11 protein-coding genes are annotated in these 12,972 nt (G+C 64.8%); 4 read left to right on the forward strand and 7 right to left on the reverse strand.

The window, feature by feature from the left end; all coding sequences use genetic code 11:
• On the reverse strand, positions 1–1,281 hold the full coding sequence (locus RhoBH5_RS02300) for a uracil-xanthine permease family protein (protein ID WP_270007909.1): 1,281 nt from the start codon (positions 1,279–1,281) through the stop codon (positions 1–3).
• Between the two features lie 75 nt (positions 1,282–1,356).
• On the reverse strand, positions 1,357–3,030 hold the full coding sequence (locus tag RhoBH5_RS02305; protein ID WP_050655800.1) for a putative PEP-binding protein: 1,674 nt from the start codon (positions 3,028–3,030) through the stop codon (positions 1,357–1,359).
• Positions 3,031–3,221: 191 nt separating this feature from the next.
• On the opposite strand from RhoBH5_RS02305, the gene RhoBH5_RS02310 reads away from it, so the two are divergent.
• The 4 genes from RhoBH5_RS02310 to RhoBH5_RS02325 all read left to right on the forward strand — a co-directional run bounded on the left by RhoBH5_RS02310 (position 3,222) and on the right by RhoBH5_RS02325 (position 7,424).
• A complete protein-coding gene (locus RhoBH5_RS02310; protein WP_003942134.1) occupies positions 3,222–3,989 on the forward strand; it encodes a DeoR/GlpR family DNA-binding transcription regulator in 768 nt (255 codons plus the stop codon).
• On the forward strand, positions 3,986–4,981 hold the full coding sequence (locus RhoBH5_RS02315; RefSeq protein WP_007735190.1) for a 1-phosphofructokinase family hexose kinase: 996 nt from the start codon (positions 3,986–3,988) through the stop codon (positions 4,979–4,981). Before RhoBH5_RS02310 ends, RhoBH5_RS02315 begins: the two co-directional genes overlap by 4 nt.
• 18 nt (positions 4,982–4,999) lie before the next feature.
• The gene (locus RhoBH5_RS02320) at positions 5,000–7,069 is read left to right on the forward strand and encodes a PTS fructose transporter subunit IIABC (protein ID WP_269609455.1); all 2,070 of its coding nucleotides are present in this window, start codon (positions 5,000–5,002) and stop codon (positions 7,067–7,069) included.
• Positions 7,070–7,166: 97 nt separating this feature from the next.
• Positions 7,167–7,424, forward strand: coding sequence for an HPr family phosphocarrier protein (locus tag RhoBH5_RS02325; protein ID WP_003942144.1), 258 nt, complete (start codon positions 7,167–7,169; stop codon positions 7,422–7,424).
• Between the two features lie 39 nt (positions 7,425–7,463).
• Here RhoBH5_RS02325 and RhoBH5_RS02330 read toward each other — a convergent pair whose 3' ends face one another.
• From RhoBH5_RS02330 to RhoBH5_RS02350, 5 genes are all read right to left on the reverse strand, one after another.
• Positions 7,464–8,789 (reverse strand): alpha/beta hydrolase, encoded by a 1,326-nt coding sequence (locus RhoBH5_RS02330; RefSeq protein ID WP_228232994.1) that lies wholly within the window; start codon positions 8,787–8,789, stop codon positions 7,464–7,466.
• A 56-nt stretch (positions 8,790–8,845) separates the two neighbouring features.
• Positions 8,846–9,835 carry a hypothetical protein gene (locus tag RhoBH5_RS02335; protein ID WP_238592719.1) on the reverse strand — a complete coding sequence of 330 codons (990 nt, stop codon included), beginning with the start codon at positions 9,833–9,835 and terminating at the stop codon, positions 8,846–8,848.
• A gap of 10 nt (positions 9,836–9,845) precedes the next feature.
• Positions 9,846–11,321, reverse strand: coding sequence for a GTPase HflX (gene hflX / locus RhoBH5_RS02340; protein ID WP_003942213.1), 1,476 nt, complete (start codon positions 11,319–11,321; stop codon positions 9,846–9,848).
• Positions 11,322–11,396: 75 nt separating this feature from the next.
• Positions 11,397–12,266 carry a diaminopimelate epimerase gene (dapF, locus tag RhoBH5_RS02345; protein WP_270007910.1) on the reverse strand — a complete coding sequence of 290 codons (870 nt, stop codon included), beginning with the start codon at positions 12,264–12,266 and terminating at the stop codon, positions 11,397–11,399.
• A 32-nt stretch (positions 12,267–12,298) separates the two neighbouring features.
• The gene (locus RhoBH5_RS02350) at positions 12,299–12,970 is read right to left on the reverse strand and encodes a class F sortase (RefSeq protein WP_161120982.1); all 672 of its coding nucleotides are present in this window, start codon (positions 12,968–12,970) and stop codon (positions 12,299–12,301) included.
• Positions 12,971–12,972 lie beyond the last annotated feature (2 nt).

Below are 12,972 nucleotides of genomic sequence, written 5' to 3' on the forward strand. Positions count from 1 at the left end.
TTATCTGTTACTCGAAGTACGGAATTTGGCGAGGTATCGCATGATCGGGTAGGCGACCAGGATGCCGATCGACCCCCAAGCGATGCCGCCCAGCTCGACCGAACCAATGGTCAGCGTCAGGTTCCCGATGCCGGCAACCAGTGCGGCAGCGGCGACGGTCAGGTTGACCGGATCGGTGAAGTCCACCTTCGCTTCCATCCAGATGCGCACACCGAGAATGCCGATGAGTCCGTAGAGAACCATCGTCGCACCGCCGATGACGCCGTTCGGAACCGTGAAGACCAGTGCACCGAATTTGGGCGAAAATGCCAGGATCACGGCGGTGGCGGCCGCTACCCAGTACGCCGCGGTCGAGTACACACGCGTCGCTGCCATGACCCCGATGTTCTCGGCATACGTGGTGGTTCCGGATCCGCCGCCGGCGCCCGCCAAGGTCGTGGCGAGACCGTCTGCAAACAGCGCATTGCCGGCCAGATCATCGAGGGACTTACCCGTCATGGCGGACACCGCCTTGACATGTCCGACGTTCTCGGCGACCAGAACGATCACCACGGGCAGCGCGAGCACGATCACCGACCAGTCGAACGACGGTCCGTGCAGACTCGGCAGCCCGAACCAGTCGGCTTCGCGCAGAGCGGACACTCGTTCACTGTCGAGACCACCGATGACCGCGGCGAAGACCCAGCCGATCACTACGCCGACCAGAATGCCCAACCGGCCGAGCAGCCCGGGACCGACGACCGTGACCAGCAGGATCGAAACGAGCGTCACCGTGGCGATCAGCGGCTGCGATTCGAAGGAGCCGACCGCCGTCGGAGCGAGGTTGAGACCGATCAGCGCGACGACGGCGCCTGTCACTACCGGCGGCATGACGGCGTCGATGACCCGGCTGCCGATCAGACGTACGGCGACGCCGATCAACATCAACACGATGCCGACGGCCATGACGGCACCGAGCTGCGCGGCCGGGCCTGACCCTGCTGACGCTGTCAGCGGCGCGATGATCGCGAAGGACGAACCGAGATAGCTGGGGATCCGGCCCCGGGTGATGAGCAGGAACAGCGCGGTGCCGATACCCGAGAACAACAGCGTCGTCGTGACGGGAAAGCCGGTAATGGTCGGAACGAGCAGTGTCGCTCCGAACATCGCGATGACGTGCTGCATCCCGATCCCGATGGTGCGCGGCCAACTCAGTCGTTCGTCCGGCGCCACGACGGCGCCGTCGGCGATCCGCTTGCCGTCTCCGTGGACAGTCCAGCCGATTCCGCCGGTCCCGGTCATTGTTTCTCGTTCGATCACAGGTCGAAATACTAGAGGTCAGGCGCTCGGTCTCCGACCGAGACCGACGAAACCACTTCAGCTGATTGCGTCAGCCGCCGCTTTGCGCGCTGCCACGGGATCACCGGTTGCCAGCACGGCCGCCGCAGCCGCCTCACATTGCGCCATGGTGACGGACCCGACCTTCGCTCCCACACCCGCTACCGATGCCGCAGCGCACGACAGCGAGGAAACGCCGAGACCGGCAAGTACGCAGGCCAACAGTGGATCGGCGGCCGCCTCACCGCAGACGCCGACACGCTTGCCTGCCGCCTGACCGGCCTGGGCCGTACGTGCGACAAGGGCGAGCACCGCGGGCTGCCATGGATCGGTCAGGTCGGCGAGTTCGGAGGACATCCGATCAGCGGCCATCGTGTACTGAGCGAGGTCGTTGGTACCGATCGAGAGGAATTCGACGTGTTCGAGAATCTGGTCGGCCAGCAGCGCCGCCGCCGGGATCTCCACCATGACTCCGGGAACGAGATCGCGTGCCCGCACCGCATCGGCAAAGCGTTTCGCCTCGGCCGGGGTGGCGATCATCGGCGCCATGACCCACGGCGACGAGTTCGTCGACGCCGCTGCTGCGGCGATCGCGTCGAGCTGGCGGTCGAGAATCCCCATGTCCTGCCAGGCGATTCGGACCCCACGAACGCCGAGGGCCGGATTAGCTTCCTCTTGGTGGTTGGCGAATTTGAGCGGCTTGTCCGAACCCGCGTCCAACGTGCGAATGATGACCTTCTTGCCTGCGAAGGCCTCGAGAACTTCGGCGTAGATCGCCGCCTGCTCGTCTACGGTCGGTTCGGTCTCACGGCCGAGGAAGCAGAGTTCGGTCCGGAAGAGCCCGATGCCTCCCGCTGCGGTCAACGCCGCGGCGCGAGCGCCCGCGCCGTCTTGAACATTGGCGAGAACGTCTACCGGCCGACCGTCCGACGTCCGGCCTGGTCCGGTCCACGTGCTGACGCGTTCGCGATCGATCCGGGATTGTTCGACCAGTTCGCGCGCCTGTTCGGGATCCGGCTCCGCGATCACGTCGCCGGTGGTTCCGTCGATCAGAATCGGTGTTCCGGCCGCGATGGATTCCAATTCCTTCGCAGCCACGATGCACGGGATGCCCAACTGCCTCGCGATGATTGCCGTGTGGCTGGTCGGGCCGCCGAAGATGGTCACGAGTCCGATGATCTTGGTTGCATCGAGGCCCGCGGTGTCCGCAGGAGCCAGATCGTCCGCGCACAGCACCGACGGCGTCTCGGGCATCGGAACTCCGGGTTCGGGCAATCCGGAGAGTTCGGCGATCACGCGGTCGCGGATGTCCTCGAGATCGGTGACGCGCTCGGCCATCACACCGCCGACCTTGGTGAACAGCACCACGAACTGCTCCGTCGCCGCGATCGCAGCCTGCACTGGGGGCACTCCGCCGGCGATCGACTTCTTTGCCGCCCCGATCCAGCCGCGATCGGCTGCCATCGCCGCGTTGGCCTGCAAGACCTCGGCGGCCGCGCCTGTGGCTTCGGCAGCCCGTCCGAGAAGGCGGTTCTCGACAGCCTTCGCTGCTGCGACGAAGGCGTCTGCAGCGGCCTCTCGATCGGCCTCGTCGAGTGCGGGCGCATCGGTGACGAGTTCTGGTCGGCTGGACGGCCAGATAGCCGGGCCGTAGGCAATTCCGGGCACGACGGGGGTGCCGTGCACGGTGATTCGGTTGAGCTGTTCGGTCATCTGTCCTCCTTGAGCGATGGGCCCGGTGTCACACCGGATCACCTCGAGCGTGTAAAGCCCTCACCTTCGTTGTGACGAAGATTACTCCCAAGTCTTGACATGTCAACACACTCGGGCGTAAAACAACATAAAGCAACATTCACTGTGATCCACAACGCACCGTCGGATCACATTTCGGAATCGGAGAGCACGTGTACGCGGAAGAACGCCAACAAGCGATCGGCACCATGGTGTCGCAGCGCGGACGCATGTCCGTGGCGGCGCTGTCGGAGACCTTCGGTGTGACCACCGAGACCGTGCGTCGCGATCTGGCCTTCCTCGAGCGGATCGGACAGATCAGGCGTGTACACGGCGGCGCCGTTCCGACCGGATCCCTCCATGTGACCGAACCGGGCATGGCGGAACGCGATCAGACCCGCGCGCAACAGAAGGACCGGATCGCCCGCTGCGCGGTCACCTATCTCCCTCCTACCGGCGGCAGCGTCATCTTCGACGCGGGCACGACTACGGGCCGCATGATCCCCGAACTACCGACCGAGAACGACTTCACGGCCGTGACCAATTCCGTGCCGATCGGCGCACGACTGGCATCGATGAACTCGATTTCCCTGATCCTGCTCGGCGGACGAGTACGCGGGGTGACGCAAGCCGCGGTCGGCGAGGACGCTCTGCGCCTGCTGAGCACGTTGCGGGTCGACGTCGCCTTCGTCGGAACCAACGCGATCAGCGTCGGGCACGGACTCTCCACCCCGGACAGCGAAGAGGCCGCCGTCAAACGAGCGATGGTCAAGGCCGCCAATCACGTTGTCGTGGTGGCCGATTCCAGCAAAGTCGGCCGCGAGCACTTGATCAGCTTCGCACCACTCGACAGCATCGACGTCCTCATCACCGACGAAGAGATCAGTCCCACAGACACATCCGAGTTCCACGACCACGGAATCGAGGTGGTGATCGCATGATCGTCACACTGACAGCCAACCCGAGTATCGATCGGACCGTACAACTCGAGCAACGGCTCGAACGAGGCTCCGTCCTACGCGCCCACTCCACTCGCAGCGACCCCGGCGGCAAGGGGGTCAACGTGGCGCGTGTTCTCGCCGCAGCCGACCTCGACGTGCTCGCGGTGCTACCGGGAAATGGTGGCGATCCCTTGCTCTCGGCGCTCGCAGCCGGTGGGATTCCCCACATCGGCGTCGCCACAACGGGTCCGGCTCGCACCAACATCACCATCGCGGAACCGGACGGGACCACGACGAAGATCAACGAACCCGGCGCAACGCTGTCCGGTTCGACGCTCGACGCCCTGGCACAGGAGTTGATCGCCCGCGCCGATACCGCACTGTGGTTCGCGCTGTCCGGCTCACTGCCTCCCGGCGTTCCGCTGGGGTGGTACGGCGAACTTGTCGCGGCGCTGCGCGATCACCCGTGCAAGGTGGCGGTCGACACCTCGGACGCCCCACTGACAGCACTCGCCGAAGGCTTCCCCGGCTCGGCACCCGACCTGCTCAAACCCAACGGCGAGGAACTCGCGCAACTGACCGGCGTCGACGGCCACGTCCTCGAACGTGCTGCCGAGAACGGTGATCCCGGGCCTGCGATCACGGCGGCGCAGCGATTGGTCGATCGCGGCGTCGGCAGCGTGCTCGCCACGCTCGGCGCAGCCGGTGCCGTCCTCGTCACGGCCGACGGCGCGTGGATCGCCACCGCTCCCCCGATTGTCGCAGTCAGTACCGTCGGCGCAGGCGATTCGTCGCTGGCCGGCTACATCCTCGCCGAAGCGGGCGGCGGCTCGGAATCCGAGCGGCTACGTCACGCGGTCGCCTACGGAAGCGCCGCTGCCTCCCTTCCCGGCACAACCCTTCCCACACCCGAACAGATCGATCTGGCAGCGGTTTCGGTATCTGCAGCAGATGCCGCCTCTCCCATCCCCGTCCCCACCGAACTCGCCTGACGCCCTAAGGAACCTGACATGTCCGATACCACCGCAGCCGGCAGTTCCGGCCCGGAGATCATCAGTCCCGAACTGATCTCACTCGACACCGACCTGGGTTCGACCAAGGAAGATGTCATTCGTTCTCTCGCAGCGCGATTGACTGCAGCAGGACGGGCGAGCGACGCCGCGGGACTGGTCGATGCCGCACTCGCTCGCGAAGCGCAGTCCGCGACCGGACTGCCCGGCGGAATCGCAATTCCCCACTGCCGCGCCGAGGCTGTCTCGTCCGCGTCCCTGGGGTTTGCTCGACTCGATCCGAAGGTCGACTTCGGTGCACCCGACGGCCCCGCCGATCTGGTCTTCCTGATCGCGGCACCCGAAGGCGCCGGGGCCGAGCACATGAAGCTGCTCTCCTCCTTGGCCCGAGCACTCGTCAGGCCCGCGTTCGTCACGTCACTTCGTGAAGCGTCGACGCCGGACGAGATCGTGAGACTGGTCGACGAGGTACTCAATCCCGCACCGAAGGATCCTGCAGCAAAGGCTGCGGCAGCGACACCCCCGGCACCTGTTTCCACCGGGAAACACGCTACCGGGGAGACCCCGGCACCAGCGCCCGCGGAGCGTCACATCGTCGCGGTCACCGCCTGCCCGACCGGAATCGCTCACACCTACATGGCGGCGGACTCACTCGTCGCCGCGGGTGAACGCGCCGGCATCAAGGTTCACGTCGAAACGCAAGGTTCGAGCGGAAGCACCCCCCTTGACCCTTCGGTGATCGCCGGAGCCGCCGCGGTCATCTTCGCCACCGACGTCGGAGTGAAGGGCCGCGAACGATTCGCCGGTAAGCCCGTCGTCGCTTCCGGTGTCAAGCGGGCAATCAACGAGCCGGACAAGATGCTCGCAGAAGCGTTGCGCGCCTCCGAGAATCCCGCCGCCGCCACCGTTGACGGCACCGCCGCAGCGGCCGCGGATTCCGATGCCGGTTCCGTAGGGTTCGGCACCCACCTCCGTCAGGTCCTCCTGACCGGTGTCAGCTACATGATCCCGTTCGTCGCGGCCGGCGGTCTGCTGATCGCACTCGGCTTCCTGCTCGGCGGATACGAGATCTCCGGTCCGGCCAAGGACATCGTTCTCAACAACTCGATCACCAACCTTCCCGACGGTGGTCTGGCCACCTATCTCGGCGCAGTGCTGTTCCAGATCGGTTCGTTGGCATTCAGCTTCCTGGTGCCCGCGTTGGCCGGCTACATCGCCTTCGCCATCGCCGACCGGCCTGGCATCGCTCCCGGCTTCACAGCCGGCGCGGTCGCCGTGTTCGTCGGTGCCGGTTTCATCGGCGGCTTGGTCGGTGGTCTCATCGCCGGTGTCGTCGCGCTCTACATCGGCCGGATCGCCGTCCCGCAGTGGCTGCGAGGCCTGATGCCGGTGGTAATCATCCCGCTGTTCGCGACGCTGGTCGTCGGAGCACTGATGTTCATCGTCCTCGGGCGTCCGCTCGCCGCGATCACCTCCGGTCTCACCGACTGGCTCAACGGACTGTCCGGCAGCTCGGCCATCTTCCTCGGCATCATTCTCGGCCTGATGATGTGCTTCGACCTCGGTGGACCGGTCAACAAGGCGGCTTACGCCTTCGCCGTCGCCGGACTCAACGTCAACGACCCGGCCACTTTGCGCATCATGGCGGCTGTCATGGCTGCCGGTATGGTTCCGCCGCTTGCCATGGCACTTGCCTCGACGGTGCTGCGTCCCAAGCTCTTCAGCGAAGCCGAACGGGAGAACGGAAAGGCTGCCTGGTTGCTGGGTTCGGCATTCATCTCCGAGGGCGCGATTCCGTTCGCCGCTGCCGACCCGCTTCGCGTGATCCCCTCGATGATGGCGGGCGGCGCGGTCACCGGCGCGCTGATCATGGCTTTCGACGTCACTCTCAGCGCCCCGCACGGCGGCATCTTCGTCTTCTTCGCAGTCGGCGGAATCGGCTGGTTCCTGGTCTCGCTCGCCGCGGGAACCGTGGTAGCTGCGCTCGCCGTCGTCGGAGCCAAGGAGTTCTTCCGCAAGGGGCCGTCCGATGCCGAACTCGACCCCGAAATCGTGCCCGCTGCGGCATGATCGACAGCAGGCAACACTGCAGTCACCACCCGAGTCACCAGATCTGCCCGAACACCCCATAACGTCCGCAACGACAGTTCTACAACGAGGAGATCCCATGCCCAGCAAGACAGTTGCCGTCGGTTCCGCAGTCGGCCTCCACGCCCGCCCCGCCGCTCTCATCGCCGAAGCAGTCGGAGCCTCCGGCGCCACGGTCACCCTCGCAGTCGCCGACGGCGAACCCGTGGATGCAGGTTCGGCACTGATGATCATGACGCTCGGAGCCGCCAAGGACACCGAAGTAACCATCGAGTCCGACGACGCCGACGCACTCGCCAAGGTCGCCGAGCTGGTAGCCGCTGATCTCGACGCCTGACCTGATGTCAGTCGGTGCTGTGTAGCGGGCCGGACACTCTCACGGAGTCAGTGCGAGTGTCCGGCCCAGCCAGTCCATTTCGAGTTCCAGAGCAGTGCCCCACACATCACCCGAGTGCCCGCCGGGAAGGGTGTAGTAGTCCACGTTCATGTCGGCGGCGCGTGCAGCCTCGAACATGATCTCCTGCTGAGGGCGGTAGATGTCGTCGTCCTCACCCGCGACAAATACACCAGACAACTGCGGATACCGATTCTGCGCCATCAGGTCTCGGGCGTTGACCGCGTCGAAAGCGTCTTCGTCGCCGTCGAACATCGCAGCCACAGTGTCCTCGTGGTCACCGGTCGACGGTTCGTCCTGGCCGGAGAAGTCCAGGAACGACGGGTATCGGTCCGGGAAGTTCACGGCCATTTCGATCGCGCATGTCCCGCCGTACGAAAACCCACCGATAGCCCATTGCGCAGCGTCCGGATTCACTTGAAGGTTCGATTCGATCCAGTTCGGGACGTCCTGGTCCAGATACGTCGCGACGTTGCCGAGCGCCGAATCCATGCAGCCGGGGTTGGCGTCGTAGTCCCCCAACGCGTCGGGCACCACCACCACGGGAGCAAGCCCGGAATGCCTCGACGCATAGGCGTCGACGGTGGTCGCGAGCCGGCCACTGTCCAGCCAGTCGCTGGGGCTGCCGGGCTCACCCGCCACCAACACCAGTACGGGCAACTCGGCACGCGGATCGGCAAGATAGGCCGGCGGGAGATACAGCGTCGCAGGCCTCGCGTCGAATCCCGAAACGTTTCCTGGAATCGCCGCTTCCGTCACGACACCGTTGCTCGGCATCCGCACCGGAACCTGCCAATGAGTTTCGGTGGGCAGTCCCCGTTGTACCCAAGGTTCGGCCCCGGGGAGCGAATCGAAGGCAACGTTCTCGACCGAGCCCACCGGCCAGTGCCCGACCAGTGAGCCGAGTGTGGGATAGGTGCCGGTCTGCGCGTTGACCTGACCTACTGCGACGATCGCGGCCAGCCCGGCGAATGCCGTCACCGAAAGGCCACGCGCAAGCCCTGGGCGCCGAAGGAGAACGAGTGCGGCGCCGATGACTCCGAACATCGCCAGCGCTATCCAGACAAAATTCGACGCCGGTAGCTGCGCGGGCAGCGGCCGAAAGCTGAGCCACACGAACGTCGCACCGGTGGCTGATCCGAGCACTGACAGAACTAGCGCAACCAACGCGGCCCGACGCGGCAACCACCGAAGCAGAAGCAACGTGCCGACGCCGACGATGACGGAACCCACGAGCAGCACTGCGGTGATGTGTCCGTGCTCGAGTGACATACGCGAGAGCCGCGTCAGGAGTTGATGCCCGTGCATTCGTTCCAGTATCCACATCTACCGGCGGTCTGCGAATTCGTGGAATTATTTGGGAATCAGCGGCGTCGTCGAAATCTCACGAACGCCGCGCCCCCGATCGCACATCCTGCCGCGACCAACCCGGCCCACACGAATGTCCACGGATCGACCCCGACACCGACCGAACCGTCAGACGAGTCAGCCGTCGCTTCTGTCGCGTCCACGAGCGCTCGCATCACGTACACCGGCGGCAACGCTCCGCCGGCAGATTCAGAACCGATCAGAACATCGCCCGCATCGTTGAATGCCACCGCCTCACCCTGAGGCTCCTTCGGGAGCGGGATCCGCAGCGGTTCGGTACCGGTGAGCGTCGCGCCGATTCCGCCGTCCACGACTTCGTACAGGTACAGGTCGGAGTAACTCCGAAGTGCGATCGCCGAACCGTCCGACGACACCGCTCCCCCGGTGAACATCACCGACACGGGCTTCTCCGGTCCGAGGGACACGGCTCCGACGCGCTCGAGCGGCGTCGGGCCGGGCTGCGCCAAGTCACTCAGTTTCTGATCCCCGATCGGTGTGTAGACACTGCTTTCGCCGAACAATTCCTTGGTCACGACAAAAACGTGGCCGTCGGGGTCTAGCAGTATCGACTCGGTGTCGTGCGCACCGTCCGGGTACGTGAGGCGGTGCAACGTACCGTCACCGGAATCGAGGTCCATCGTGATGAACGCCACTGTTTCGCGGGTCCGGAGGTTGTCACCGGTGTCCGACAGAACGAGCGTTCGCCCACTCACCGCAAGATCTTCGACGTCGTAAGGATCTATCGGGACCGGAATCTGTTTCTGGACAACACAGTTCAGGTCCATTTCGAATACGAAGTCGTCACTGCCGCCGTCGCCCATCGCGTAGATCCGATCGTCGACGACGACCATCCCCGACAACTCCTGGAGCGCAGGATCGGTAGGCGTACAGAGTGGGGCGAACTCGCTCGGTTCGAACGACGACGCCTGTGCGAGCGCTCCGGGAAGCAGTGCGGTTGCCGTAGTCGCAGCAATCACCGCGACCACGGCCCCGAAACTACGCACTAGGTGCGTACTCGACCAATGCCGAGGCCAACATCTGTGGCACGCGTGCGTGCACCCGCGTGCCGGCCTCTTCGTGAGTCGATTCCAAAATTGTTCCGTCCGAGTGGATTCGAGCCATCAAGTCACCGCGCGTGTACGGCACCAGCACGTCGACCTCGACCTCCGGCCGAACCAGCACCTCGCTGAGATGTGCTCGTAGTTCGGCGATTCCCTCACCCGTACGCGCCGAGACGAACACGGCACCAGGCAACAGACCACGCAGTTGCGTCAACGTAACCGGATCTGCCGCGTCGATCTTGTTGACCACGATCAACTCCGGCGGAGCCTTCGAATCCGTCTCGCGCAGAACATCGGTGACGACTTCCCGCACAGCCTTGATCTGTTCTGTCGGCAACGGATCCGAACCGTCGACGACGTGCAGCAGCAGATCCGCGTCGGTTACTTCCTCGAGAGTCGAGCGGAATGCCTCGACCAACTGAGTCGGCAGGTGTCGCACGAAGCCGACCGTGTCGGTGAGTACGTACTCGCGGCCGTCGTCGAGTGCTGCGCGGCGAGTGGTCGGGTCCAAGGTGGCGAACAACGCGTTCTCCACGAGCACACCCGATCCGGTGAGCGAATTGAGCAGACTCGATTTGCCCGCGTTGGTGTATCCGACGATGGCGATCGACGGGATGTCGCTCTGCAGTCGACGTGTGCGCTTGGTGTCGCGAGCGGCCTTCATGCCCTTGATCTCGCGGCGTAGTTTTGCCATGCGCTCACGAATACGACGGCGGTCCGTCTCGATTTTCGTTTCACCGGGACCACGCAGACCCACACCGCCGTTACTGCCGGCACGGCCACCGGCCTGGCGCGACATCGACTCGCCCCAACCACGCAGACGCGGGAGCATGTACTCCATCTGAGCAAAAGCGACCTGCGCCTTACCCTCACGCGAAGTGGCGTGCTGAGCAAAGATGTCGAGAATCAGAGCTGTCCGGTCGATGACCTTGACCTTGACGATCTTCTCCAGCGCCGTGAGCTGCGCCGGCGTCAGCTCACCGTCGCAGACGACGGTGTCGGCACCGGTCGCCAGCACAACTTCGCGCAGTTCCTGCGCCTTGCCGGAACCGATGTAGGTGGCAGCGTCAGGTTTGTCGCGACGCTGAACCAGTCCTTCGAGGACCTCGGAGCCGGCCGTCTCGGCAAGTGCGGCCAACTCGGTCATGCTCGCCTCGGCCTGCTCGGCAGTTCCCTGCGTCCAGACGCCGACCAGGACAACTCTTTCGAGTCGAAGCTGGCGGTACTCGACTTCGGTGACGTCCTCGAGCTCGGTCGACAGACCGGCCACGCGGCGCAGGGCGCCGCGATCTGCGAGTTGCATCTCACCGGTCGACGGGTTGCCCGATGCGGACGCTGCCGTGTATTCGGCTTGCGCGTACTCGGACTGCTCGTGAGCGGTGGACTCTTCGTTTTCATGTGTGTTCGTCATACAAGATCCATGGTCCCACGAAACCTGGCCACGGTGCATCCGTATTTCCTGCAGGCGTATTTCCCGCGGGCGATATCACACAAGCGATTGCCACCAGGCATCGCTGATCGTCCCGTTCGCCACCAGAACCGAGGGCCCCCGCAACGACCCTTTGCCGCCTTCGACGGTGACCTGCACCTCGCCACCGAGCACGCGCACCAGTACCGAGCCTTCATCGCGGCCGTCGTACCTCAGCGCCGCGGCCGCCGCTGCGACCGTTCCGGTTCCGCAGGAACGAGTCTCGCCCACACCACGCTCGTGTACGCGCATGTGGACCCCACCGTCGTGGATCGGCGTCACGATCTCGATGTTGACCCCGTGCGGGAAGAACCCGGGATCGAAGCCCGGAGAAACACTCAAATCGAGCGCACTCAAAACTTCTGCCGTCACGTGCTCGTCGACACACGCCAAATGCGGATTACCGACGTCGATCCCGACGCCGGCGAAGACGCGGCCGTCGATTGTTGCCGAGCTGGTGCCGAGGTCCTTGATCGGGCCCATCGCCACGGTCACGTCACCATGCGTGGCGTCGTAGCCGTGCACCACGACCGGACGCGCTCCGGCGCGGCTGCCGACCACGAACTCGTCCTTGCTCTCCAAGCCCGAGGCCTTGAGATAGTGGGCGAATACGCGAACGCCGTTTCCGCACATCTCGGCGATGGAGCCGTCGCTGTTGCGGTAGTCCATGAACCAGTCTTCGGCAGCGACGCCGTCGGGCAGCGCACCGAGCACGCCCGCGTCCGCAAGTGCGCCTGCCCGGGCGACACGAAGGATGCCGTCGGCGCCGAGGCCACGCTGACGATCACACAACGCTGAAACTCGCGTCGGCTCGAGATCGATCCGAACGTCGAGGTCAGGGAGAACAACGAAGTCGTTCTGCGTGCCGTGGCCCTTACTGAAATCCATGGTCGCCATCCTATCCGGACCTACCGAGCGATTTACGCAGGTGACGCGGTGACCACCACGTTCTGTTCGTAGGTGAAGCCGGACGGCAACGAGGGATCCGGCACCGTCGCGCCCCCGCAGGTCACCAGGACAAGCCTGGGCGCACCGGATTCGGAGAAGAACTCCGCAGGCAAAGCCACCTTTTCGTACAACTTCAGGCTCGCTGCGTGATAGGTGAACATCGTTCCGGTGTCGTCACTGACATAGATCGGTGTTCCAGGCTTCATCTGGTGCAGCGCCCACAAGGCGCCGTGCGTGCGGTCACCGTCGTCGACGTGGCCGGCAACAAGATTGGTGCCCTCCGAAGATCCGAACTGCACACCGTTGGTGAAATGCGAAACCTTGTCAGGATGCGGAAGGATCATTCCGCGGTTGGCGCCGAACCCACTGGTCACGATGTCGGCTCGCACATCGAGATCGGGAATCGCGAGCGTGTTCGGCGGCAGATCCGTTGGCGCAGGCGCCCAACGCGCCCCTGGATCGGTTGGAGCTCCCACGTCGAAGGGTGCTTCGGGAACAGGTGCGCTGATGGGCTTCCCGGCCGCACTCACCGCAAAATAGACGAGCACCCCGCCGACCGCGAGAAATGTGACGAGCAGTAGGAGAAGCGGCAGCCGACCCGCGCGTCGGCCTCTCGGTCGCGCGTGTGTCCCGGTCTGCGCCATGT

Origin of the sequence: Rhodococcus sp. BH5, from assembly GCF_027583855.1 — a bacterium.
GTDB lineage: Bacteria > Actinomycetota > Actinomycetes > Mycobacteriales > Mycobacteriaceae > Rhodococcus_F > Rhodococcus_F qingshengii.